19 protein-coding genes are annotated in these 25032 nt (G+C 66.8%); 5 read left to right on the top strand and 14 right to left on the bottom strand.

Annotation, left to right across the window (positions count from 1 at the left end; all coding sequences use genetic code 11):
- Positions 1 to 13 precede the first annotated feature (13 nt).
- Entirely contained in the window at positions 14 to 2809 is a 2796-nt protein-coding gene (locus FHP89_RS01865; RefSeq protein ID WP_144176944.1) for an AMP-binding protein, read from the top strand.
- A 69-nt stretch (positions 2810 to 2878) separates the two neighbouring features.
- Here the strand turns inward: FHP89_RS01865 and FHP89_RS01860 are convergent, their stop codons facing one another.
- Both FHP89_RS01860 and FHP89_RS01855 read right to left on the bottom strand, forming a co-directional pair.
- Positions 2879 to 4975 (bottom strand): TonB-dependent receptor family protein, encoded by a 2097-nt coding sequence (locus tag FHP89_RS01860; RefSeq protein WP_144176935.1) that lies wholly within the window; start codon positions 4973 to 4975, stop codon positions 2879 to 2881.
- Between the two features lie 122 nt (positions 4976 to 5097).
- Positions 5098 to 5457 (bottom strand): translation initiation factor Sui1, encoded by a 360-nt coding sequence (locus tag FHP89_RS01855; RefSeq protein WP_144176933.1) that lies wholly within the window; start codon positions 5455 to 5457, stop codon positions 5098 to 5100.
- Positions 5458 to 5906: 449 nt separating this feature from the next.
- Here FHP89_RS01855 and FHP89_RS01850 point away from each other — a divergent pair, with 449 nt between their 5' ends.
- The gene (locus FHP89_RS01850; protein WP_144176931.1) at positions 5907 to 6272 is read left to right on the top strand and encodes a YajD family HNH nuclease; all 366 of its coding nucleotides are present in this window, start codon (positions 5907 to 5909) and stop codon (positions 6270 to 6272) included.
- Between the two features lie 361 nt (positions 6273 to 6633).
- The gene (locus FHP89_RS01845) at positions 6634 to 7035 is read left to right on the top strand and encodes a hypothetical protein (RefSeq protein ID WP_144176929.1); all 402 of its coding nucleotides are present in this window, start codon (positions 6634 to 6636) and stop codon (positions 7033 to 7035) included.
- 177 nt (positions 7036 to 7212) lie between these two features.
- Here FHP89_RS01845 and FHP89_RS01840 read toward each other — a convergent pair whose 3' ends face one another.
- Together FHP89_RS01840 and FHP89_RS01835 are read right to left on the bottom strand one after the other, a co-directional pair.
- On the bottom strand, positions 7213 to 8274 hold the full coding sequence (locus FHP89_RS01840) for an alcohol dehydrogenase family protein (RefSeq protein ID WP_144176927.1): 1062 nt from the start codon (positions 8272 to 8274) through the stop codon (positions 7213 to 7215).
- A complete protein-coding gene (locus tag FHP89_RS01835; protein WP_144176925.1) occupies positions 8271 to 8795 on the bottom strand; it encodes a TetR/AcrR family transcriptional regulator in 525 nt (174 codons plus the stop codon). The genes FHP89_RS01840 and FHP89_RS01835 overlap by 4 nt, the downstream gene beginning before the upstream one ends.
- Positions 8796 to 9060: 265 nt before the next feature.
- On the opposite strand from FHP89_RS01835, the gene FHP89_RS01830 reads away from it, so the two are divergent.
- Positions 9061 to 10995 (top strand): ABC-F family ATP-binding cassette domain-containing protein, encoded by a 1935-nt coding sequence (locus tag FHP89_RS01830; RefSeq protein ID WP_144176923.1) that lies wholly within the window; start codon positions 9061 to 9063, stop codon positions 10993 to 10995.
- 10 nt (positions 10996 to 11005) lie between these two features.
- On the opposite strand, the gene FHP89_RS01825 is transcribed toward FHP89_RS01830, so the two are convergent.
- The 8 genes from FHP89_RS01825 to FHP89_RS01790 form a co-directional block, all read right to left on the bottom strand.
- Positions 11006 to 11950 (bottom strand): sensor domain-containing diguanylate cyclase, encoded by a 945-nt coding sequence (locus FHP89_RS01825; RefSeq protein ID WP_144176921.1) that lies wholly within the window; start codon positions 11948 to 11950, stop codon positions 11006 to 11008.
- Positions 11951 to 12020: 70 nt separating this feature from the next.
- Entirely contained in the window at positions 12021 to 13388 is a 1368-nt protein-coding gene (locus FHP89_RS01820; RefSeq protein WP_144176919.1) for an HD-GYP domain-containing protein, read from the bottom strand.
- A gap of 61 nt (positions 13389 to 13449) precedes the next feature.
- Positions 13450 to 15552, bottom strand: coding sequence for a 4Fe-4S binding protein (locus FHP89_RS01815; RefSeq protein ID WP_222105294.1), 2103 nt, complete (start codon positions 15550 to 15552; stop codon positions 13450 to 13452).
- Positions 15549 to 16196, bottom strand: a complete 648-nt coding sequence (locus FHP89_RS01810) for a response regulator (RefSeq protein ID WP_144176917.1) — start codon at positions 16194 to 16196, stop codon at positions 15549 to 15551. Before FHP89_RS01810 ends, FHP89_RS01815 begins: the two co-directional genes overlap by 4 nt.
- On the bottom strand, positions 16193 to 17575 hold the full coding sequence (locus FHP89_RS01805; RefSeq protein ID WP_144176915.1) for a HAMP domain-containing sensor histidine kinase: 1383 nt from the start codon (positions 17573 to 17575) through the stop codon (positions 16193 to 16195). Before FHP89_RS01805 ends, FHP89_RS01810 begins: the two co-directional genes overlap by 4 nt.
- The gene (locus FHP89_RS01800; protein ID WP_144176913.1) at positions 17575 to 19893 is read right to left on the bottom strand and encodes a TonB-dependent receptor; all 2319 of its coding nucleotides are present in this window, start codon (positions 19891 to 19893) and stop codon (positions 17575 to 17577) included. The genes FHP89_RS01805 and FHP89_RS01800 overlap by 1 nt, the downstream gene beginning before the upstream one ends.
- A gap of 3 nt (positions 19894 to 19896) precedes the next feature.
- Positions 19897 to 20835 (bottom strand): quinoprotein relay system zinc metallohydrolase 1, encoded by a 939-nt coding sequence (locus FHP89_RS01795; protein ID WP_144176911.1) that lies wholly within the window; start codon positions 20833 to 20835, stop codon positions 19897 to 19899.
- Positions 20832 to 21596, bottom strand: a complete 765-nt coding sequence (locus FHP89_RS01790) for a quinoprotein dehydrogenase-associated SoxYZ-like carrier (RefSeq protein WP_144176909.1) — start codon at positions 21594 to 21596, stop codon at positions 20832 to 20834. Before FHP89_RS01790 ends, FHP89_RS01795 begins: the two co-directional genes overlap by 4 nt.
- A gap of 451 nt (positions 21597 to 22047) precedes the next feature.
- Between FHP89_RS01790 and FHP89_RS01785 the strand changes: the two genes are divergently transcribed.
- Entirely contained in the window at positions 22048 to 23832 is a 1785-nt protein-coding gene (locus tag FHP89_RS01785) for a methanol/ethanol family PQQ-dependent dehydrogenase (protein WP_144176907.1), read from the top strand.
- Positions 23833 to 23921: 89 nt separating this feature from the next.
- On the opposite strand, the gene FHP89_RS01780 is transcribed toward FHP89_RS01785, so the two are convergent.
- Together FHP89_RS01780 and FHP89_RS01775 are read right to left on the bottom strand one after the other, a co-directional pair.
- Positions 23922 to 24395 (bottom strand): c-type cytochrome, encoded by a 474-nt coding sequence (locus FHP89_RS01780; RefSeq protein ID WP_144176905.1) that lies wholly within the window; start codon positions 24393 to 24395, stop codon positions 23922 to 23924.
- Between the two features lie 24 nt (positions 24396 to 24419).
- Complete coding sequence (locus FHP89_RS01775; RefSeq protein ID WP_144176902.1) at positions 24420 to 25010, bottom strand: pentapeptide repeat-containing protein; 591 nt, start codon at positions 25008 to 25010, stop codon at positions 24420 to 24422.
- Positions 25011 to 25032: the final 22 nt, after the last annotated feature.

Genomic DNA, 25032 nt, shown 5'->3' with positions numbered 1-25032 from the left:
CTCCGGAGACGACATGGCACAGACGCCCGGACTGGAACACCCGCACGATGCCGACCGGCTTCTGCAGCTGGTCGACTCGGTGCTTGGCGAGTTGCGCCCCGGCGCCCGGCTTCATGCCGGACTCGACAGCCAGCTGGACCGGGATCTGGGGCTCGACAGCCTGGCGCGGGTTGAGTTGCTGGCGCGGGTCGAGCGCGAGTTTGCGGTTCAGCTGCCGTCCGACGTGCTGGGCAACGCCCGCACGCCGCGCGATGTGCTCGCGGCCATGGCGGTTGCGGGCTATACGCCCTCGCCAACCGCCCATGACGATGCCCGGCTGGCGGTGCCGGCGCATGTGGCAGGCTTGCCCGACGCGGCGAGGGGTCTGGTCGACGTGCTCGATTGGCATGTGAGGCGTCATCCCGAGCGTACCCATGTCACCTTCTATCGCCAGCCCGATGCCACCGAGACCCTGAGCTACGCACAGCTGGCCGAGGCGGCCCGCGGTATTGCTGGCGTCCTGAGCGGCGCCGGCGTTCAGGCCGGCGCCTGTGTGGCGCTGATGCTGCCGTCGGGGCCGGACTTCTTTCGGTGTTTTTTCGGCATCCTGATGGCAGGTTCCGTGCCGGTGCCGATGTATCCGCCGTCACGCCCGGCCCAGCTGGAGGATCACCTGAATCGTCAGGCCGGCATCTTGCGCAACTGCGAAGCCCGGGTGCTGATCACCTTCGATACGGTCCGCCCGCTGGCGCGGATGCTGATCGGCTTGTCGCCAAGCCTGCGCACCGTCCTGACGCTGGCCGATCTCGATGGCCCGTCCATGACGCCGACCCCGACCGCGGACGACGCGCTCGCCCTGATCCAGTACACCTCGGGTTCGACCGGCGACCCCAAGGGCGTCATGCTCAGCCACCGCAACCTGCTCGCCAACATCCGGGCCTGGGGGCGGGCGACCGGGCTGGGGTCCACCGATGTGGCCGTCAGCTGGCTGCCGCTGTATCACGACATGGGGCTGATCGGCGCCTGGCTCGGCAGCCTCTACCATGGATGCCCGCTGGTGCTGATGTCGCCGCTGGACTTTCTCGCCCGGCCCGAACGCTGGCTGTGGGCGATCCACCGCCATCGCGGCACGGTCACCGCGGCGCCAAATTTCGCCTTCGAGCTGTGCGTCAAGCGGCTGGCTGATCAGACGCTTGACGGGCTGGACCTGTCCTCGTGGCGGCTGGCGGCCAATGGCGCCGAGCCGGTCAGCCCCGACACCCTGGCACGCTTCGCCCAGACCTTCGCCTGCTACGGCTTGCGACCGGAAGCGCTGGCCCCCGTGTATGGCCTGGCCGAAGCGACGGTGGGGCTGTGCGTGCCGCCGCCGGGGCGCGGGGTACGTGTCGACCACGTGGCGCCCGAGGCGATGCGCAGTCGGGGCCTGGCCGACCCCGTTGCCGAGGGCGCAGATGCGCTGCGCTTCGTCGCCTGCGGTCCGCCCTTGCCCGAGCACCGCGTGCGCGTGGTCGACAGCGCGGGTCGCGCGCTGCCCGAGCGGCGCGTCGGCCGGCTCGAGTTCAGCGGTCCGTCGGCCACCCGCGGCTACTACCGCAACCCGGCGGCCAGCGCCAGATTGTTCGACGGCGACTGGCTGGTGACCGGCGACTACGCCTATCTGGCCGATGGCGAGGTGTACATCACCGGCCGCGAGAAAGACCTGATCATCCGCGGCGGGCGCAACTTCTATCCCTACGACCTGGAGCAACTCGTCGGCGAACTGGACGGTGTGCGCAAGGGTTGCGTAGCGGTGTTCGGCGTGGTCGATAAGCAGGCGGTGGACGAGCGGCTGGTGGTGGTGGCCGAGACGCGGGAGGCCGACGCCGGGCGCCGCGCCGCGCTGGAGCAACGCATTGCCGGTGCCGCCGTCGAGCAGATCGGCATCCCCCCCGATGTGGTGGTGCTGGCGCCGCCGCATGCCGTGCTCAAGACCTCCAGCGGCAAGCTGCGGCGCGCCGCGGTGCGTGAGGCCTACCTGAACGGCACACTGGGCGTCTCGACTCGACCCACCTGGGTGCAGGTGGCGCGGCTGCAGCTCGCCAGTGCGGCGGGACGGCTTGCCGGTGCGATCGGGCGGGCGCGTGAGCTGGGCTATGGTGCCTGGGTGTGGGCGGTGTTCTGGTTGCTGGCGCCGCTGGCCGCGCTGGCCATCTTCACCTTGCCCAGCCTCGGCGCACGATGGCGGGTGACGCATTGGCTGGCGCGCGCGTTTCAATGGCTCAGCGCCTGCCCGATGACTGTCTCCGGTCTTGAGCACCTGCCCGCCGGCCCGGTGCTGTTCGTCGCCAACCATGCCAGCTACGCCGATGGCCTGGTGCTGGGCGCGGCACTGCCGGCGCCGGTGGCTTTCGTGGCCAAGGGGGAGTTCAAGCACAACCGCGTGATGCGCCCCTTGTTCGAGCGCATGGGCGCGCATTTTGTGGCGCGCTTCGATTCACGCCAAGGCGTGGAGGACGTCAAGACCATGGGCGAGATCGCCCGCCAGCCGCCGCCCTTATTGTTCTTTGCCGAGGGCACCTTCGGCAGCAGTCCGGGGTTGCGCGGGTTCCGGCTCGGGGCCTTTCAGATTGCCACGCAGCAGGGCCTGCCGGTGGTGCCGGTGGCCATCGCCGGCTCGCGCCGGATTCTGCCGTCCGGTTCGTGGCGCCCGCGGCGCGGCCCGCTGTCGGTCACGATCGGTGCGCCCATCGAGCCGCAGGGCGAGGGCTGGCACGACATGCTCCAGCTGCGCGATGCGGTGCGACAGGCCATCCTGGCGCACTGCGGCGAGCCGGATGCGGGTGATGGATAGCAGCGGTGCCCGCCGACATGGCAAAGGCCCGCCGAAGCGAGCCTTGTACCGCAATCGCGCCGCCGATGATCAGTCGAAGGCGTAGCGCGCCGACACGCCGGCGAACCAGCCAAAGCCGCTGCCCGGTTCGTAGTAGCGGCCATTGCCGTCGCCGACGATGACTGAGCCAACGTATGTGCGGTCGAACAGGTTGTCGAGGCGGACCATCTCGGTCAGCTTCCATGCGCCCATCTTCTGTTCGGCGCTCAGGCGCAGGTTGAAGAGGGTGTAGGCCGGCGCGGCGCGTTCGGTGTTGGTGTCTTCCACATACACCTTGCTGCGGTACTGGGCCTCCAGCGCGGCCGACAGGTCCTGGCGCGGCTGCCACACGATCTCGCCAAAGGCGCTGGTGGCCGGAATGCCCGGCATGCGCGCGCCGTCGGCCACGCTGTTGCTGCCGTTGGTGAAGGCGCCGTCATAGATGGCGCGCAGCCAGGTCACGGCCAGGCGGGCGCGCCACTGTTCCGAGAACTCCGAATCCAGCGCCACTTCCATGCCTTGGCGCAGGGTTTTGGCGGCGTTGGCGTACACGGTGCGACCGCCCGAGGAACTGGCGACCACCAACTCATCGTCGGTGCGGATCTGGAAAATCGCTGCGTTGAGGCGGGTGTCGTCGCTCAGGAAGGCCTTGGCGCCCAGTTCGTACTGAATGCTGCGCGCCGGCTTGAGATCAAAGTTGAAACCGCCGCCCGCACTGGCGTAGGACATCTCGGTGACGGTCGGCGTCTCGAAGCCGCGCGCCGCACTGGCGTAGAGGTTGAGCGCCGGGGTGACCGCCCACAGCACGCCCACCGCCGGGGTGGTTTTGCGATAGCTCACCTCGCCGCTGCCGTCGCCGTTCGACATATACGCGTCGTCGACCTCGTATTCCACATGGCTGTGACGCAGACCGGCTTGCAGCGTCACGTCGCCCAGCTTCCAGCTCGCCTGTGCGTAGGGGTCGAGGCTGGTGACGGTATTGATCTCGTCGCGGCGCAGATTGCCTTTGACGCCCAGCGTGGTGCCGATGAAGTTCTCGTAGCCCTTGCGGTCGTCTTCGGCGCGGTCGTAATCGAGGCCGCCAGTCAGGGTCAGCTCGCCGGGGCCGGCGTCGAGCGTGTGAATCCAGCGCGCGCCAAAGCCATGGAAGCTGCGGTCAAAATCAACCACGCCACCCGAGTGCGACGCCGCCGCCTGCACAAAGCTGGGGATCGACAGATATTGCGTCACGCTGCGCGTGCCGGCGTAGGCGTTGAACTCCAGTCGCCCGGCGCCGATCTGGCGGGCGTACTGCAGGCCGCCTTGCATGTGGTCGATATTTTTACGGGTGTTGAAGGTGGTGGCGTTGCTCTCGACCGCGCTCGGGTCGGCCTTGAAGGTGGCCCACTTGAGGCCGAGCGGGTCTTGCGTGCCGGTCTGCTTGAGCGAACTGACGGTGAATTTGAGCGTGCTGTCGGCATCGGGCACAAAGCTTAGTTTGCCGAAGACCTGGTCGCGCGTCACCGCGCTGTGGTCGCGGAAGCCGTTGCTGTCAAAGCGCGAGGTGTTGAGGATGTAGCCCGTGTCGCCCACCGCGCCCTCGGCGCCGAGTTCGATCTTGCTGGTGCCCCACGAGCCCGCCGTCACGCCAGCCTTGAGGCTGGGCTTGCCCTTGCCATCGCGCGAGAAGAGCTGAATCACGCCGCCGGAGCTCGCGCCATACACGCTGGAGAAGGGCCCGCGCAACACCTCGATGCGCTCGGCCGTGTCGAGGTTGAAGGTCGCCGCCTGGCCCTGGCCGTCCGGCGTGCTGGCCGGGATGCCGTCGGTGATCAGCTTGATGCCGCGTACGCCGAAGGCCGCGCGTGTACCGAAGCCGCGCGACGAAATCTGCAGGTCTTGCGCGTAGTTGTTGCGGTTTTGAATCACCAGCCCGGGCACGCCCGCCAAAGCCTCGGAGGCATTTACGCCCAGCTTGCCCTCGCCAATCGTGCGGCTGTCGACCACGTCGATCGAATAGGGCAGATCAAAGCTCGCCGCCTCGGCGCGGCTGCCGGTCACCACCACCGGGTTGAGCAGTGTGGCTGTGTCGGCGGCCATCGCGCTGCCGGCAAAGATGGGCAACAGGGCGAGGAGCAGGGGGCGGGGGGTGAAAGCGGGTTGGCGCATGGCGTGGGTCCGTGAGGGTTTCTGTCAGTATCCTCAGTGTGCCGACGCTGCGGCGCTGCCGCGTCCGTGTGGGGGCCGTGCGCGGCTCATGAAAATCATGATTCGCGCGCCCCGGTGGAACGTCAGCCGCCCGCGCGCTTGACCGTGAAGCCGTCCTTCTTCAGCGCCTCGATCACCCGGTCGCAATGGTCGCCCTGCACCTCGATCACGCCGTCCTTGACCGTGCCGCCGGTGCCGCAACCGGCGCGCAGCTTCTTGCCCAGCACCGCCAGCTCAATCGCGTTCAACGCCACGCCGCGCACCACGGTCACCGCCTTGCCGCCGCGCCCCTTGGTCTCGCGGCTCACCCGCACAATGCCGTCGCCCGCGGGCGCGGCAGACGCGCTTTTGCAGCGGCAGTCGGCCATCGGTTCGCGGCAAGTCGGGCACATGCGCCCGGTTTCGGTGGAATAGACGAGCCCGCCCGCGCCGGATTTACGCATGGTGTGTTTCCTCCCTATCAACAATGCCGGCGCAGTCTATTACGTGGCGCGGCACGATTCCAGTGCCGTGGACTTGCCCACAGAATGTGTGGATAAGTGCCTGAGCAAGTCGGACAAGCCCGGCACGCATTGGCGATGGCGGCGGCGCTACAAAATGAGGCAGTGCGACGGCGATGGTCTATGATCCTGAAAACGGCTGTTGACCGCTGGTGCGTGTAAGCAAAGATTGGCGCAAACGAGCGATTCCGGCGTCGAGCCCGATCATTTGGTGGGCGCAGACGCTACGCACCCGATTGCACGTCTGGCGATCACGCTGGCTGCGTTGCTCCTCCTTACAGCGGGCAGGCTGTGCGTCGTCGCGCCTTGTCAGCCTGCCCGCCAGACGCACACTCGGGTGCGTTCAACTACCGTTTCCAGGATGATTCAAACGAACCGTTTTGAGTGCCCATATGAAGACGCCCGACCCCAGCAAACTCGACCGCATCGTCGCCGATGCCCGCCGCGCCGCCGACACCCGCAGCCAGGGCTACCGCGAGCGCGCGCTCAAGATCTACCCCTGGATCTGTGGCCGCTGCGCCCGCACATTCACCCACGTCAACCTGCGTGAGCTGACCGTGCACCACCGCGACCACAACCACGACAACAACCCCACCGACGGCAGCAACTGGGAGCTGCTCTGCGTGTACTGCCACGACAACGAACATCAGCGCCAGGCCGAAGCCCAGGCCGGCACCAGCATGCAAACTGACCGCGGCCCGGTCGCCACGCACTCACCGTTTGCGAATTTGAAAGGGTTGTTGGGTAAGGGGGAGTGAGAATCCCCGGCCGGCGGCTACGAAGCGGGTTCGGGGAAGGCGCTTGTTTGACTATGCGAGCTTTCGACCCAATCTGATCGTGACGGCGTCATGTAGGTTGGGTTGAGCGCAGCGAAGCCCAACATCAGCCGTGCAATTGTGGAACGCCGAGCGTTGGGCTTCCTTCGTCAGCCCAACCTACGCCCGCTATGCGAGCTTTCGACCCAATTCGACCGTGGCAACGTCATGTAGGTTGGGTTGAGCGCAGCGAAGCCCAACATCAGCGGAGCAATCGTGCAACACCGACTGTTGGGCCAACCTGCGCTTGCGGATGTAACATGCCTAACACATTTTATTTTGGCTGTTGCAAGAACCTTATGTCATGGGATTCGTATTTCTACTTTTAGTGGTTTTTCTCTTTGTGGGTGTCCCACTGCTCATCATTTATGGCTGTTATCGTTCGGATTCCAAGCGGCACGATCGATTGGTCAACGAAGCGGGACAGAGCACGGAAGACCGAGAGCGCGAAGGCGGCACACCACAGCCTGAAGGTCCATTGTTTCGCCGAAGCAGCGTTTTATTCGGCGTATCCGTTCTTACGCTTGCCCTCGCCGTCGAAGGCTGGCTTCACCCAATCCCGCCGTCGACGCATCGCACCCTTTTGGGCTTTGCTCACATGCTCCTTGTCCCGATTTTCGGGAACCACGCTGACGCAGCCTTCATGCTTCTGGGGTCGGCATTTTTCTTTGTGATAGCGCAGCGCGGCCGTGCAGCAGGTAAGTAGCAGCGGGCCCGTCTAGGGCGGAAAAGCGAAGCGCCTTCCGCCGCATTCGGTGATTGGCGCGGAGGCGTTCGGCGGATGACGCTTCGCTGATCCGCCCTACCTGCGTCCGGGGGCTTCTGTTCGATTGCGATGTTTGAGAACAGGTGTTCACGCCTTCTCGAATCACCCCGCGCAGGTCTATTGAGCATCGCCCCGAATGCTCAGCACAATCTTCCCGACATGCTTCTTCTCCAGAAACACGTGCTGTGCCTCGGCGATCTGTTCGAGCGGAAAGCGGTGCGCGACCACCGGGGCGATTTGGCCTTGCTCGATCCGTTGGATCAGGGCGGCGAACACGTCGGGGCCGAGCACGGTGCAGCCGAACAGGCTGAGGTCTTTGAGGTAGAGGGTGCGCACATCGAGTTCGACGATGGGGCCGGCGATGGCGCCGGAGACGGCGTAGCGGCCGCCGGGGCGCAGTACGTCCAGATATTGCGGCCAGTGCGGGCCGGCGACAAGGTCGATGACGACGTCGATGCTGTTGGTGTCGACAACCTCGGTCAGCACCGCGTCGCGGGGGATGACTTGGTTGGCGCCCAGGTCGCGCAGGGCTGGGGCTTTGCTTTCGGTGGAGACGGCGATGACATGGGCGCCGCGGGCTTTGGCGAGCTGGATGGCGGCGGAGCCGACGCCGCCGGAGGCGCCGGTGATGAGCACGCGCTCACCGGGCGCGACCTGGCTCCGGGTGAGCATGTTCTCGGCAGTGGAGTAGGAGCAGGGGAAGGAGGCGAGTTCGACGTCGGACAGCGCGCTGTCGATGGCGTGGGCGTGGCGGCTGGCGACCACGGTGAACTCGGCAAAGCCGCCGTCGCATTCCGAGCCGAGGTACCAGGGCTGGTCGCGCACTTCGCCGCCGGCTTCGCGAAGGCAGGGTTCGACGAGTACGCGCTGGCCGATACGTGCGGTGTCGGCACCGTCGCCAACTGCTGCAATATGACCGCACACGTCGGCCCCCTGAATGCGCGGGAGCTTGAGCGCTTCGCCGGTCCAGCCGGCGTCGTCGGCGGCGTTGTCATGTTTGGAGTACCAGCCGATGCGGGTGTTGATGTCGGTGTTGTTGACGCCGGCGGCGCTGACGCGGATCAGCACCTCGCCGGGGCCGGGTGTGGGCACGGGCAGGTCGGTGCTGAATTTCAGCATGTCCATGTCGCCGTGGCCGATGAGTTGGATGCCGCGCATGGTGGTGGCGTGGGAGGTCATGAGGGATTTCCTTCGGTGAGTTGAAGTGCGGCGTGTTCTGCCGCGTGAATGGCTTGCTCGCCCAGCAAGGGCCAGGCGGCCGAGGCGCCTTCGTGGAGCAGGAAGAGGGCTTGCGCTAGATCGGGCCGGCCGCTGAGTTCGGCCAGGAGCTGGATCATGTCGCGCTTGTGCTGGCTGACCGCATCGACGATGTCGGGATGGCCGGGGAACGCGACAAAGGCGCTCATCGACAGGCAGCCGTGGGGCGCGTCGTTTTTCATCCACTGCCCGAGGCGCTGAAAAAGGTGCACGAGCGCGGCCTTGCCGGGAGCGGGCAGGCCCTCGCGCAGGAAGTCGAGATAGCGCGCATGCCGGTGGGCCAGCGCGCCGATGACCATCGATTCCTTTGAGGGGAAGTGACGGTACAGGGTGCGCAGGCTGACCTCGGCGGCCGTTTTGAGCTCGGCCACGCTGGGCTCGGCAAAGCCGCGATGGCTGAAGGCCTGTTCGAGGCGCGAGGCGATGTCTTGCTGGAGGCTCATGGCGATGTCGCAGGTAGAATGATTGATCTACTTTTAGGGTAGAGCAAACGTTCTACTTCGGTCAACGCCGTGCTGGTTGTGGGTGTCGTCGCTGCATCGCATCAAAATGATTGCGCTCATCGTGTGCAACCGCCGGTCGGCCTGATTGACGGCAGTTGCCGTGGGCGGGGATACTTCCGCCCTTGCCGTCCGGACGCTCGCCCGGCACGCTTCTTTTTCCGTCTTGCTGCACGCTGTTGCCAGACCCCGCTGGAGTTTCACCCGCATGATCATTCTCAAAGGCGTCACCCTGCGCCGTAGCGCCAAGGTGGTGCTGGACAACGCTTCGGCGACTTTGAATCCCGGCGAGAAGGTCGGTCTGGTGGGACGCAACGGGGCGGGCAAGTCGACGCTGTTTGCGCTGCTCAATGGCACGCTGCAAGAAGATGGCGGCGATTTCAGCGTGCCCGCGCAATGGCGTATGGGCCAGGTGGCGCAGGACATGCCGGAGACCGATCAGTCGGCGACCGATTTCGTGATCGAGGGCGACACCGCGCTGGTGGCGGCGCAGGCCGAGGTGCATGCGGCCGAAGCGGCCGACGACGGCGAGCGCATGGCCTATGCCTACATGGCGCTGCACGACGCCGGTGCACATGACGCGCAAGCCCGCGCACAGGCGCTGATTCTCGGCCTCGGCTTTAAGACCACCGAACTGTGCAACCCGGTGAATAGTTTCTCGGGCGGTTGGCGGATGCGTCTGCAGCTGGCGCGGGCGCTGATGTGCCCGTCCGACCTGCTGCTGCTCGATGAGCCGACCAACCACCTCGACCTCGACGCCCTGGTGTGGCTCGAAGCCTGGCTCAAACGCTATGCCGGCACGCTGCTGGTGATCAGCCACGACCGCGAATTCCTCGACGCGATCACCGATGTGACGCTGCATATTGATCACGCCAAGCTCACGCGATACGGCGGCAACTACAGCACCTTTGAAGACACGCTCGCGTTGCAGATGGAATTGCAGCAGAACGCCTACGCCAAGCAGCAGGACAAGATCGCCCACCTGCAAAAATTTATCGCCCGCTTCAAGGCCAAGGCCAGCAAGGCCAAGCAGGCGCAGAGCCGGGTCAAGGCGCTGGACCGCATGGACCGCCTCGCGCCGGTGCTGGCCAATGCGGACTTCACGTTTGAATTCAAGGAGCCGGCCAACCTGCCCAACCCGATGCTGGCGATGGACTCGGCCTGCTTTGGCTATCCGCCCGCCGAGGATGCGCCGGCCGGCACGCCCTCGACGGTGATTGTCAGCGGCGTGAGCAAGTCGGTGATGGCCGGTGAGCGTATCGGCATTCTCGGTGCCAACGGCCAGGGCAAGTCGACGCTGGTGAAAACCATCGCGCGCGCGCTCAAGCCGATCAGCGGCGATGTGATCGAGGGCAAGGGCCTGAACATCGGCTATTTTGCCCAGCAGGAACTCGACGTGCTGCGCCCGCTCGACAACCCGCTCGAACACATGGTGCGCATGGCCAAGGAAGGCGTGCCGGCCGGCCAGAGTGGTCGCGAGCAGGATTTGCGCACTTTCCTCGGTACCTTCAATTTCAGCGGCGACATGGTCAAGCAGCCGGTGGGCACCATGAGCGGCGGCGAGAAAGCCCGCCTCGTGTTGTGCATGCTGGTGTGGCAGCGCCCGAACCTGCTGCTGCTCGACGAACCGACCAACCACCTCGACCTCGCCACCCGCGAGGCGCTGTCGATGGCGCTCAACGAATTCGAAGGCACGGTGATGCTGGTCAGCCACGACCGCTCGCTGCTGCGCTCGGTGTGCGACGAGTTCTGGCTGGTGTCGCGCGGCGGCATCGAACCCTTCGATGGCGACTTGGACGACTACCAGCGCTATCTGCTCGACGAAGCCAAGCGCGTGCGCGAGAGCGTGAAAGAATCCGTGAAAGCGGCCAAGCAGGCTGCGCCGGTCGCTGCCGCGCCCGCGCCCGTCAAGAAGGACAGCGCCGAGCTCAAGGGGCTCAAGCGCGATCTGGGCAAACTCGAGCAGACCATTCTCGACCTGCAGACCAAAAAGCACGGTCTTGAGGCGCGCCTGGCCTCGCCCTTGTCAGCGCAGCAAATTGGCGAGATTGGGGTCGAGGTGCAAAAGCTGACCGACGAGCTGGCCGCGCATGAAGACCGCTGGCTGGAGATGTCGGAGCAGATCGAAGCCGCGTCGGCCTGAGGCCGGGCGATCAGTCGCGGGCGGCCTTGCGCGCCCGTTTGTCTTCGAACATGGCCTGGTCGGCGGCTTCGCAGGTGGCTTCGAGCCCGGTGACATGGCCGCGCATGGCCAGGCCAAGCGACAATTCGATACCTGCGTCTTGCGCGGCCGCACGAACGCGCTCGAACAGGCCATCGGCGCCAGCGCGATCACATTCCACACTCAGGATGCCGAATTCGTCGCCGCCCAGTCGCGCGACGATGTCGTTGCTGCGAATGCAACGACGCAGAACGTCGGCGGTTTGCGCGATCAGGGCGTCGCCTGCGGCATGGCCACGTGTGTCGTTGATGGTCTTGAGACCGTCCAGATCGGCAACAAGGATTGCCGCCTTGTGACCGTAGCGACGGCACCGGGCCTCTTCCTGGCGCACCAGCACATCCCAGCCACGACGGTTGTAGAGCCCCGTTTGCGCGTCGGTCATGGCCTCGGCGGCGAGGCGCTCGGCGCGTCTTTTTTCGTCGGTCGCGTTCAGTTCGGAGTGCAGGATGGTGCTCAGCAGCGCGCCGAGCAGTTCGATCTGCGGGAGCTCTTCGGTGATTGATTCGGGTTGATACGCCGGGTCGATGGCGCAAAGCGTACCAAACAGGCTGCCATCGGCGCGGGTCAGCGGCAGTCCGATATAGGCTTTGATTTCGACTTGCTGGCCGATCGGTGCGGTGGCGTAGGCGGGGATTGTGTCTGACTGCGGCGCGATGCGAGGGCCGTTGCCCTTGACCATCTCGGAGCAAAAAGAGTCGGCCCAGCGAAACACCGTGCCGGCTTCGACGCCATAGCCGTGGTCTTCGGCATCGAGCACGATCCAGTCCTCACCCTCGGTGCGGGTGACCATCCACAGTTTGAAGCCAAGTTTGCGATGCAGGTAACTGAGCACCGCGCGGCTGGCCGATGCGAAATCGGTGAAGCTGAGTGAATCCATGGCGGGCCTCGGCGAGTGGCGTTCTTTTCAGTCTAGCGATGAACGCTGCGCACAGATATTGGGGTTCGCCTCAGCATGCCAGCGCGACGGCCTCCGGCTGCGTGGTGTCCAGGCGGGCGAGGGCGACTTTGAGCGCGTCGAAACAGCGTGCGTCGATGGCCGTGCCGACGTTCTCGGCCATGATCTCCAACGTTTTCGGAATCGGGATGGCGCCGCGGTAGGGCCGCTCGGCGGTGATCGCGTCAAAGATGTCGGCGGTGGTGATGATGCGCGTCTCGGTGCTGATGTGCTCAGCCTTCAGGCCGCGCGGGTAGCCGCCGCCGTCGAGCCGCTCATGATGCGCCGCCGAGACACGCGCCAGTTCATCAAAGGCGGGGATGCGCCGGAGGATGGTTTCGGTGTGGGCTGCGTGAAGCTTGACCGCGGCCCACTCGGCGTCGTCGAGCTTGCCGGGTTTGTCGAGGATGGCGTTGGACACCCCCAGTTTGCCCACGTCGTGCAACAGCGCGCCGCGCTTGAGCCAGCGCCGGCGCTCGGCCGACAGGCCGAGCGACTCGGCGATCATGTCGGTGTACAGCGCCACCCGGGCGCTGTGGCCTGAGGTGTAGGGGCTCTTGGCGTCGACCACCTGGCCGAAGGCGGCGGCGATTTCGTCGAGGTAGTCATCGTCGAGCGCCACTTCGGTGCGCCCGGGTTCGAGGGCAAACACCGCGGCGTCGAGCTGCGGGTCGTTCAGCATGGCCCAGAAGGCGGGGTCCGCCGCCGCGCGTTTGAGCGCGGCGACCAGCGACGGATCGAACCAGCTACCGGCACGTTCTTCCGCCTCGGCCAGCGCGGCGTCGGCGCCGTCGGCGGTGTGAAACACATCGACCACCTGCGCCAGCAGCGCGATGCGCGCAACCAGCGGAATGTTGTCGCCCGCCAGGCGATCGGGCCGGCCGTTGCCGTTCCAGTGCTCGTCGAGCGAATGCACGCCCATCGCCACCCGCTCGCCAAAGCGCAGCTGACGGGCGATATCGGCACCGCGCTGGCAGCGGGTCTGGATCAGCTCCTGGGCGATCTGCTCGCCATCGCGGAAGATTGTCATCATGGCGCGAAAGCGCTCGGCCAGCCCGGTTTTCAGGCCGGTGTGACGCAGCACGAAGTTGAGCACCTGCGGCAGGCTGCCGTCGATCAGCTTGAAGTCGCGCTTGAACTGACGGTCGTCGGCCAGATAGAGCTCGCAGATGCGCGCGGCATTGCTGCTGCAACCCAGATCCTTGAGCAGCAGCGTGTAATACAGCTCCCACAGATCGGCGTCGTTCATCCCGATCTCGCGGCCAATGTGCGTGCCGATCCAGCAGCAGCGCACGCAGTGGCCGGGGGGCTGGCCTTCGGTCATGTCGAGCGCGTGACTGAGCGCGCCGATGAGTTCGGACAGTTTGAGTGAATCGGGCATCCGCTGCCGCTCCTGCATGGCTTGAGGCGATGGGCCTCCATGCAATGCTTAACGGCGGCGACTAGGATGACTTGATCGTGCCAACCCGTCGGCCCTTGCGCCGATACAGCAAGAGCGGCGCGCAGCGGGCCTCGTCGTGATAGATGCCGACGCAGTCCAGGCACTGGAAGCAGTCGTTGTAGCGAATGCTGCCGTTTCGGTCGATGGCGTCGTAGGCGCAGCGGTGGCGGCAGGTTTGGCAGGGCTGGCCGCATTCGGCGCGGCGCGGCAGCCAGTCGAGCACGCGCAGCTTGCCGCCAATGACCATCGCTGCACCCAACGGACACAGGTAGCGGCAGAAAAATTTGTAATACACCGCGCCCAGCGCCAGCAGGCCGAGTGCGTAGAGCACGAAAGGCCAGGCGCGGTCGAAGCCGACAGTGATGGCGGTCTTGAAGGGCTCCACCTCGACAAGACGCTCCGCCATGGCCGGCGCCAGCGCGGCACTGAGCACCAGTGCGAGCAGAATGCCGTAGCGGCCGCGGTCGAGCGCGAGCGCCACGCGCGGCGGGAGGCGGCGTGCTCGCAGGCCCAGGCGGGCGCCCAGCTCGGCGGCGAATTCCTGCAGCGCGCCAAAGGGGCACAGCCAGCCGCAGAAGCTGCCGCGCCCCCAGATGAAAAAGCTCAGCAATGTGAAAGCCATGATCAGCAGCGACACCGGGTCGTACAGAAAACTGGTGAGCGCGTGCCCGGCGGCCAGTGTCTTGATGGCGCCGGTGATCTGCACGATGGACAACTGACCTTGTGCAATCCAGCCGATATAGATCAGCGTGAAGGCCAGAAACCCGAGGCGGAAGATACGCAAGCGGCGCGCCGACCGGCTCAGCCAGCGCGGCCGTGTCAGCGCGATGCTGAGCATGAGCAGGGCGAGGCCAATGGTCGACAGCTCCACCACGCGCTCGCGCCAGGCGATCAGCCACTCGGGCAGGGGGGCGGGGGGCAGGCGGAAGTAGTCTGCCGGCGGAGTGTAGGCCAGCGTGGCGCTGCGGTGGATGCGTTGCGGCAGGATCTGCCCGCGCTGACGGGTAAAGCTCAGCTCGAAAGTCTGTTCGGCCGCCGGGTCCAACCCCGACAAGGGCGAAGTGCGCAGCACCAGCGCGGCATTGAGCGCCGGCGCGCCGGGCGGTGGGGCCGGGGCGGTGTCGAAATCTCGCAGCTCGAAGGGCGTGCCGTGTTGCTGCAGGCTCAAGCGCTCGGGGGACGTGCCGCGCACAAAGTGCGTGTCGATGAGGCTGTCGGGCCCGGCGGTGGCGACCCACCAGGCGTGCTGACCGGGTTCGAGAAAGCCGCGCAGATGCGTGTAGCCCGCGTCGCCCAGAATCGCCCGGCCGAGGGTTGGTGCGTTCAGATAGGCGACATAGAGTTCGGTGACGAGGGCGTCGGGGCTCGCGTCCGAGCTGTCCAGCCCGGCGCCGTCGGTGCCGGCAAACAAGGCTTCGACATCGGCGTGGGTGAGGCGAAGTCGCGCGATGCTGCCGTCGGCGAGTAGTTGCGCGAAGCTGCGCACCTCGAAGCGGTCTTCACGCACCTCGGCCGGTGGTGTGTGCTGCGCCGGGCCGGCGAAGCCGAGCTGGGCGCGGGCCACGGCGAGCGCGGCGGTGAGCACGGTCTGGTTGGCGATGCGCACCGAGGCGGTGGCCTTGGTGACGCCGTCGAGCACGACGCGGTCGGACTGGCTTTGCCGCGTGTTGCTGCGATCCGAGTAGGCGGTGGACACGGTGATCGACTGGCTCAGGTTCAGCCCCGCGTATTGGGCAAGAAAGTCGCGCAGTGGGGCTTCGCCCAGACCGCTGAGAAACACCGGTTCGTGTTGGCGCAGCAGTTCGACGTCGAGCAGTTGGCCGGTGGTGTCGATCTGGATGAGCAGGTTGTAGGGCGTGCCTTCAAAGCCCGGGATGGGGGCGAGGTCGATCGATTCGAACACCCAGCCGACGGGGCCGGCGTCGGGCGTCAGCTCACTGCTAATTGGCCAGGCCGGGGTGTCGGCCGGTTTTTCGCCGACGACCAGCGGCGGCGAAATGCGCCGTGCGATATCGGCCCGGCTCAGTTGCCCGGCCGTGGTCGACGCGGCGACGAACAGCCCGACACACAGGGCCAGCGCGCGCCGTGCGTCGTGTCGGATCACACCTCGATCAGCCCGCTGCGCACGGCGATCAGCGCCAGTTCGGCGGCGTTGCTGGCATTGAGTTTTTGCTTGATGCGATACAAATGCGTGCCCACCGTGCTGGGGGCGAGGTGGTGGGTGTCGGCCACTTCGGCCACCGAGCGGCCGAGGGCGAGCTGCTTGAAGACAGTGAATTCCTTGTCCGACAACTGCGCGACCGGGTCGCTGTCGCTGAACTGTGCCAGCGCCAGGCGCGGCGCCAGATCCGGGTCGATGTAGCGTTCGCCGCGCGCCACACAGCCCACGGCGCGCACCAGCTCGTCGGGTCGCGCGCGTTTGCACAGGTAGCCGGTAGCGCCGCCCTTGAGCGCGCGGGCCGGGATCTGCATGTCGTCATGGGCCGAGAGCATCAGCACCCGTGCGCCGCGGTGGTGGGCGGTCAGGCGTTCCAGCGTGGCCAGCCCGCCCTGACCGGGCATGGACACATCCATCACCAGCGCGTCGGGTCGGTGCTCGGCAAACAGCGCGATGGCCTGCTCACCACTTTCCGCTTCCGCAAGCACGGAGGCGCCGGCGCCTTCGAGCAGGAGTCGAAAACCCATGCGTACGACGGCATGGTCGTCGGCAATGACAAGGCGCAGTCCGGTCAGCGGTTGGGGGCTCATGAGGCTTCTCCTGGGGTGTAGGCGTGCTGCGGTGTGTGCGTGCCCGTGGCGGTGCTCGGCCAGGGGAGTTGGATGCTGAGCGTGGTGCCGGCACCGGGCGTGGCGGCGATGTGAAGCCGGCCATGGCGGGCGGCGAGGCGCTCGCGCATGCCGGTGAGACCGAGGCGGCCGGTGGGCGTGGCGGGGTCAAAGCCGCGGCCGTCGTCGGCAATCGTGAGCGCGAGGCCGGCGTCGTTGGCGTCGAGCCGCACGCTGACATGATGCGCGTTGGCGTGGCGCGCCACATTGGTGAGCGCCTCTTGGACCAAGCGCAGCACGGTGAGGCTGAAGCTGGCGTCGAGCGTGGCAGGCAGCGGTGCGAGGCCGAGTTGAATATCCACCGCCGGGTAGCAGTTGCGCCAGTGGGCGCAGTAGGCGGCGAGCGCGTCGTCGAGCCGGGCGGGCGTGTCGGCACCGGGCTGGCGCAGGCGTTCGAGAATGGCGCGCACGCCGTCCTGCATCTGGCCGGTCATGGCCAGAATGGCTTGGGCGTTGCCGTGCAGGCCGGCGTCGTCGCGGCTTTTCTGGGCGATGGCGCCGGTGATGGCGCGTACGGCAGTGATGCCCTGACCGAACTCGTCGTGCAGCTCACGGGCGAGCTGGCGGCGCTCTTCTTCGAGCCGGGCGGTGACGGCGCGGGCAAAGGCCTGGTCTTCTTCGAGGCGGGCGTTCTGGTCGAGCGAGGCGGCCAGCTGGCTCGCCATCTGGTTGTAGCGCTCGGCGAGGCGATCGAGTTCCAGGCTGCGCTGGCGGGGCAGGCGAATGTCGAAGCGGCCGTCGCCCGTGTGTGCGAGCGCGGTTTCGAATTCGGTGAGCGGGGCCAGCGCGCGGTCGATGGCACGACGCACGGCCACGCCGAGCAGCACAAGGATCGCCAGCGCCCAGCCGGCCGCGGCGATGGCGTTGTCCCAGGCGTCGAGCACCGAGCGCGAGGCATCGGGCAGCAGGCGGATGTGCAAGTTCGGGCCGGTGATCACGCGCGGCGCGAAGTCGGGGGTGAGCAGGGCGGCGAACCACGCCGGGGCGTCGCGCCCGGCTTTGTAGGTCGGCGCGGGGGAGCGGTAGCGCAGCGCGCCACTGGCCTCGTGCACCTCTAGCGTATTGGCGCGTACCCGGCCCACCGCTGCCAGCTGCTGCACGATGTGTTCGGGGTCGGCCGCAGCGTCTTGCGAGAGCACGGCAACCCATTGTTCGGCCACCCGCGTCGCCGCCTCGATTTCCTCATGAATGGCGTCGCGCGTGGCGGCCAGCCACAGCGTGCCGCCAAACAGCATCAGCGCCGCGGCGGCCAGTGTGACCACCAGGCTGACGCGGGTATCGAGGCGGGCGCGGGGGTGCATCAGCGACCGCCCCAGGCGTAGCGCACGCCGATCCAGCCGGCGCGCGGGGTGCCCGGCGCTTCGAAACGCTCGCGACGCCAGTCGTCCGGGTCGGCCTGGAAGCTGCCATTGTCGAAGGGGTTTTCGGCCAGCGCGGCGGCGGTGGCGTAGCGCTGGTCGAAGACGTTGTCGATGCGGCCGAACAGCGTCCAGCCGCGGCCGAGCGCGTAGTCGGCGGAGAGGTTGAGGATGGCGTAGCCGGGCAGCTTGCCGTCGTCGTCGAAGGTACGGGTCTCGCCGAAGCGGTCGGTGGCGTTGCCGGTGCGGTGCTGGTTGTTCTCGTTGCCGCGCGCATATTGGCCACTGTAGGCGAGCACGCTGGCGCCGAGGGTGAGGTGCTCGGTGGCGCGCCAGTCCACACCGAGCTTGAGGCTGTGGCGCGGCAGACCCGGCAGTTGGTCGCCGCGCGAGATGAGGATCTCGTCGTCCTGGCCGTCGGCGGTGCACTCGGCGCTCTGGCCGCGGCTGGCATTGTTCTCGGCCAGCAGGCAGGCGCTGCTGCGGAAGGTGGCGTCGAGCAGGGTGTAGTCGATGCGCCAGTTGAAGGTGCCGGCATTGCCGCTGGCGCCCAGTTCCAGCCCCTGGCGGCGGGTCTGGCCAAAGTTGGTGAAGTAGCCGGCGCTGGTGGAGGTGCCGACAAACAGGATGTCGTCGTGGTTGGTGGCGCGGAACAGCCCGGCGTGCCAGCGCAGGCCCTCGCCGCTTTGGCCGCGCAGGCCGAGCTCCAGGCTGCGGGTGACCACCTGCTCAAGGAAGGGGTCGGCGGCCAGGGCGTTGGGCAGGGTGCAGGGGTTGGCCGGGTCGGCACAGCCCAGTTCGATGGGGCTGGGGGCGCGGTTGCTCTGGCTGATGCCGCCATACACGGTGAGCGCCGGGCTGGCTTGCCAGGTGAGGCCGAGCGCGGGGTTGAGCTTGTTGTAGGTGAAGTCGCCGTCGAGGTTGGGAGAGACGCGATTGAGCTTGTCGCGGTTGATGACATGGGTGTGGTTGAAGCGGGCGGCGGCGGTCAGTTGCACCGTGGGCGCCAGGGCGAAGGTGTCGGTCACATACACGCTGGTGGTGAGGGTGCGGCCCGAGAGTTTGTTTTCCAGCTCGCTGGCTTCGTCGGTGTCCACGCCGCGGTTGTCGGTCAGTTCGCCTTCCTGCGCGGTCTGCGAGAAGCGGGCGTGGCCGCGGTCGTGGCTCACGCCGAGGGCAAACTGGTGGCGTTCGGCATAGTGGGTCCATTGCAGCCCGAGGCCGGCGCTGTTCTGGTCGGTGGCGGTGCGGTTGAGCACGCCGGTTTCGTCCGGGGCCGGGCCGATCATGCCGCCGGTGACCCAGTTTTCGTAGGCGTCTTCGTAGTCGTCGTTGGCGTCGCCGTTGAGGGTGCGCGAGCGGGTGCGGCGCAGGTAGGCGTTGGCGGCGAGGCGGTCGCTGTCGCCGAGCCAGTGGCTGGCCGACAGCGCCAGCAGGGTGCTGCGGTTCCGGGTCTGGTCGGGGTGGGTGAATATGGTGTTGCGGTCGTCGCTCAGCAAGCTGGTGGGGGTCAGGCCGTTGCCGATGAGGTCGGTGTTGGCTTGGGCCAGGGTGAGGGCGATGTCGGTGGTGGCGGTGGTCCAGGCCAGTTTGCCGAAGAGCTGGCCGGCCTCGGAGGGCGAGCGCTCGCGCCAGCCGTCGTCGCGCAGGGCGTCGCCGGCAACGAACCACGACAGTTCGTCTTTGGAACCGCCGTGCGACAGGCTGGCCCGCGTTCGGCCGAATGACCCGCTCGACAGGCTGGCTTCGCCGCCGGGGTGGGTGTCGCCGCGCTTGGTGTGCAGGCCGATGGCGCCGCCCTGGGTGTTGAGGCCGTAGAGCGGGTTGGCGCCGGGGGCGAGGGTGAGGTCGGCGATGGCCGACTGGGGGATCAGATCCCAGCTGACCACGTCGCCAAAGGTTTCGTTGAGGCGCACGCCGTCCATGAATACTGACAGGCCCTGCGGTGTGCCGAGGAGCGGGCTGGCGGTGAAGCCGCGGTAGTTGAGGTCGGCTTGCAGCGGGTTGCCGGTGACTTCGTTGATCGACACGCCGGGCAGGCGGCGCTGGAGATTCTCGGCCAGCGAGGCGCCGCCGGCATGGCGCAGCGCGCGGTCGTCGAGTGTGCGGATGGCCGAGGGGATGTGGTCGCGCGGCACATCAAGGCCGGGCAGCGGGGCCGTGCCGATCACTTCGAGGGTGCCGAGGGTGGCGGGGTCGGCCGCATGGGCCGCGGCGCCGAGGGCAGCGATCAGGAGGGTGATGGGGGTGTGCTTGATCATGGGTCAGTGCTTGGCCGGATGGCTGGATACGTGGAGCGCGGCTTCTTCGGCCGCGGGGTACAGATGGCTGACCGAGCGTGGAAACTCGGCGTCGATCACCGCCATCTGGCGGAACAGCTTGGGCAGGGGCAGGCGCATGACCTCGGTCATGTCGAGTCCGGCGGCGGCGCTCTGGGTGAGGAGGCCGTCCAGCCATTTGAGGTAGTCGCGGGTCTGGCGGATGGGGCCAGCGTCGGCGGCGACCGGGCCGTGGCCGGGTACGACGTGCTTGAAGGGGAGCGCTTCGAGCACGTCGAGGCTGTTGAGCCAGCGGGCGATGGTGGCGTGCGGGGTGGTGGGGGTGCGGTCATGGAAGACCAGGTCGCCGGCGAAGAGCACGCCGGTGCTGTGGTCGAGCACGGCCAGGTCGCCGGCGGTGTGGCCGTCGAGCGCGAGCAGTTCGAAGCGGTGGCCGCCGATGTCGACGATGCCGGCCACCAGCGCCTCGGTCGGCACCACCACCTCGGTGTCGCGCATGGCGTCGCCAACCAGGCGGTACATGTTTTCGTTGAAGGCTTTGCCTTCGGTCTCGATGTCGGTGAGGGTGCGCGCCAGGGCGCCCAGCGTTTTGGGCGCAAAGGCCTGGTTGCCGAGGAAGTGGTCGGGGTGGTGGTGGGTGATCCACACCTTGACGATGGGCTGGTCGGTGATGCGCGCGATGGCGGCGACGGTCTGTTCGCCGTACTGGCGCGAGGGACCGCTGTCGATCACCACCACGCCGGCCGGGGTGACGACGAAGGCGGTATTGACGATGCGACCGCCGTTTGCGAAGGAGAAGTCTTCTTGCGCGCCTTCGAGCACCCAGGTGTCAGGCGCGATCTGGCGCGGCGCGAGCGCGTAGTCGAAGCCGGCCGCGGTGGCGTGTACGGCAATGAGGGCGAGGAGGGCGAGCAGGCGCTTCATCGTTCCACCTGCGCGTTGACCTTGTTGCCGTTGTTGTCGCGGCCGGTGATCTGCACCGAGACGAGGTCGGTCACCGTGGGCGGCAGGTCGAGCGTGAACAGCGGGTTCTCGCTGACCGGCTCGAAAGCGTCGATTTCCATCAGCACGCGCTGCTGGCCGTCGGTGATGGCCAGTTGCTCGATGTAGAAGGCCGGGATGCTGGCGGCCAGGCCGGTGTCCATGGGGTGGATGATGCGCAGGCGCACCCGGTTGCCCTCGGGGCGCGACCAGATACGCCCGCTCACTTCATTGAGCCGGCGCTGCCACTCGGGCGAGGCCGAGCCGGTGGAGGGCACGGTGCAGCCGCCGCCGGTGGTGATGACCCAGGTGCCGCCCACATGCCACACGCCATCGGCGGTGCGGGCCGCGGCGCGCACGGGCGACGACTGCTGCAGCTTGATACGAAAGGCCAGCTCGGCCCGCGCTGCCTTGGGGCGGAAGGCCAGCACCTTGGTGATCGGGTTGAAGTCGGCAAACACCAGCACCTCGACCACCTCGGGCAGCGCGGTGGCGTCGACCGCGATGGGCACGTTCATCGCGTCTTCGGCGGTGAGCGGGCCGGTGACGCTCACGCGTGGGTCGAACACCACGGTGGCCTCGGCGGCAAAGAGCTGCGCACGCATGTCGCCCCAGCGGGCGGAGTCGAGCGGATCGGGCTCGGCAATCGCCAGCGCGGACCACAAGGCGAGTCCAAGCACGGCAAGGCGCGGCAGTGCGGGCATTCATGTCTCCTGATCGGCGTGGTGTGCACGCTCTGTTTGATAGCGCTGATAACCGCAAGCGGCGTGCCAGCTCGGCGCGGTCGGGGTCGATGCCGCGCAATCGCTGCCACCCGCCGGGGTTTGGCGTGCATGTGCGTCGGCGCTGTGTTGGTGCATGGCGTGTCATGCCCGCACAGGTGTTTCACTTTGGAACACGTGACGTGTTTCGAAGCAGCCCGTGCGTCCGCGGCTGATCAGATCGCGGGGCGCGGTGGGCGGCGCGATACGTGTTCAGGACTCGTTGACGGTGCTGATAGCGAGTGTTGGCGCGCGCTTGATGGGTGATCGCTCTGCCCAGGTGCGACAGGTGTCGCTCAATGGCATGCCTCTTGCGGAAGACCCCTGCCATGTCCTGGTTTTGCCCGCCTGGGTGAGCACAGGGCAGGACAAGAAAACTCAAGGAGGTTACTCAATGGAAGGCAGGAGCAAATCCAACAAGCACTGGGCCGCCGCAGTCTCGCTGATCGCCGCTTCGGTGATGGGCATGGGCAGCATCCAGGCAAAAGGCGTGAGCGACGCCGACATCGTGCAGGACGCGGCTACCGCGAACGATGTGGTGTCTTTCGGCATGGGCACGCAGGGGCAGCGTTATTCGGCGCTGGACAAGATCAACACCGAGTCGGTGAAAGATCTGGTGCCGGTGTGGTCGATGTCTTTTGGCGGGGAGAAGCAGCGCGGGCAGGAATCGCAGCCGCTGATTCACGACGGCGTGATGTTCGTCACCGCCTCCTACAGCCGCATCTTCGCGCTGGATGTGAAGACCGGCAAGAAGCTGTGGAAATACGAGCATCGCCTGCCCGACGGCATCATGCCGTGTTGCGACGTGGTCAACCGCGGCGCCGCACTGTTTGGTGATCTGGTGATCTTCGGCACGCTCGACGCGCAACTGGTGGCGCTGAACCGTGAAACCGGCAAGGTGGTGTGGAAAGAGAAGGTCGACGACTACCACGCCGGCTACTCGATGACCGCCGCACCGATCATCGTCAAAGGCATGGTCATCTCCGGCGTGTCCGGCGGTGAGTTCGGCGTGATCGGCCGTGTCGAGGCGCGAGACGCCCTGACCGGCAAGATGAAGTGGGTGCGTCCGGTGGTCGAAGGCCACATGGGCTACACCTACGGCGCCGACGGCAAAGCGAAGGACAACGGCATCTCCGGCACCACCAACGCCACCTGGCCGGGCGACCTGTGGAAGACCGGCGGCGCAGCCACCTGGGCCGGCGCCACCTACGATCCGGAAACCAACCTGATCTTCGCCGGCACCGGCAACCCGGCCCCGTGGAACAGCCACCTGCGCCCGGGCGACAACCTGTTCTCGTCCTCCACCGTGGCGATCAACCCGGAAAACGGCAAGATCGTTTGGCACTATCAGACCACGCCGCACGACGGCTGGGACTACGACGGGGTGAACGAGTTTGTCTCCTTCGACTACGTCAAGGACGGCAAGACCATCAAGGCCGGTGGCAAGGCCGACCGCAACGGCTTCTTCTTCGTGCTCGACCGCACCAACGGCAAGCTGCTCAACGCTTTCCCGTTCGTGAACAAGATCACCTGGGCCAAGAGCATCGACCTGAAGACCGGCCGCCCGGTGTATGACGACGCCAATCGCCCCGGCGACCCGACCAAGGGCGCTGACGGCAAGAAAGGCGAAGTGGTTACCTCCGCACCGTCCTTCCTCGGCGGCAAGAACCAGCAGCAGATCGCCTACAACCCGAAGACCGGCTACTTCTACGTGCCGGCCAACGAGTGGGCGATGGACATCTGGAACGAGCCCGTGTCGTACAAGAAAGGCGCCGCCTACCTGGGCGCTGGCTTCACCATCAAGGCCTTGAACGAGGACTACATCGGCGCGCTGCGCGCGGTCGATCCGGTCACCGGCAAGATCGTGTGGGAAAACAAGAACTACGCCCCGCTGTGGGGTGGTGTGCTCACCACCGCCGGCAACCTCGCCTTCTATGGCACGCCTGAGGGCTACCTGAAGGCGCTGGACGCTACCACCGGCAAGGAAGTGTGGAGCTTCCAGACCGGCTCCGGCGTGGTCGCACCTCCGGTCACCTGGGAGCAGGACGGCGAGCAGTACATCGCCGTGGTCTCCGGCTGGGGTGGCGCGGTGCCGCTGTGGGGCGGTGATGTCGCCAAGCGGGTGAACTTCCTCGAGCAGGGCGGTTCGGTGTGGGTGTTCAAGCTCCACAAGAGCTGATCCACCGCGTTTGACCTTCGCCGGCGGGGCGGCATGCGCGAAACGCTGCGCATGCCGCTCCGTTTGCGTGGACGCTGCGACGGGGTGCGTCATAGGCGCTGGCCCTGAGCGGTTTCGACGAAGCTGCGGATTGCCCAGATCAGCTCTGTCGGAAGAATGTCTTTCCATGGCGGCATGTGTTCGATGCCGAGTTTGATCTTGCCTTTTTCGACCGTGCTGCGGAAATACACATCTGCGTCGGCCAGGCAGCGGCGCTTGAGATCCGGTTCGGGCACGCGAGCACAGAGACGGCCGATGCGGCGCAGGTCAGGCGCAGGCGAGCGACTTGCGTCGGCATCGACGCCATGGCAGCTGGCGCAACTTTGATTGAAGGCGTCGCGGCCGATGGCGATCGCGCGCGGGTCGTTTCGATAGGGGTTGGTCTCGCCGTCTGGGTTGGCGAGCGGAGCGAGTGCCGAGCTGTCGACTTCCGGCGCACGCGGTGTCGTGGCATGTGCGGGTGCCATCAGCGCGCTGGCGCAGAGCAGACCGATGGCGGCGAGGCGGCTTGGTGTGTGTGGCATGAGATAGTCTCTTGTCGGCGTGCGCTACCAGCCGGTTGGGCAACCCTGGCAGTTTTCAAAATCAGCGTCGGGGAAGATGGTGAAACGCGTCACACAGCCCTCCATTCGAGCGCCGCGTAGATTGACCGTCGCAAATTTCGCCTCCTGCAAATTGGCCGAGACCAGTTGAGCGCCTGCGAGCCAAGCGAAGTTCAGCCGCGCGAACTCCAGGCTGGCCCCCGTCAGATCGGCGCCGGACAAATCGCTGCGCATCAGTCGTGCGGCTTCCAGATCGGCGCCCACCAGTGTGGCGTGGCGGAAATTGGCGGCCGGTGCGTTGGCTTTTTGCAGGCGTGCGGCGGTGAGGTTGGCCCCCTCCAGGTTGGCGCCGGCGAGGTTGGCGGCACGCAGGTCGGCCCGCGTCAGATTGGCGCCGCGCAGGTCGGCACCCGCGAGGTTCTTGCCGAGCAGATCGGCGTGGCGCAGATCGGCGCCGGGGCAACGGGTATAGGGCCAGATTGGGCAACCGTTGATGACCAGCGTTTCCTCCGCATCGGTCGATGCGGTATCGGCGGCGCTGGCCTGGTTGATCAACGCCGTGGCGATCAGGGGGATGAGTAATGCAGATCGGGACATGGTGTGGGTTCCGGGGTGCGCC

Origin of the sequence: Denitromonas ohlonensis, from assembly GCF_007625205.1 — a bacterium.
Classification (GTDB): domain Bacteria; phylum Pseudomonadota; class Gammaproteobacteria; order Burkholderiales; family Rhodocyclaceae; genus Nitrogeniibacter; species Nitrogeniibacter ohlonensis.
The sequence above is the reverse complement of the archived record's forward strand: the minus strand, read 5'-3'. Positions and strand labels throughout refer to the sequence as shown.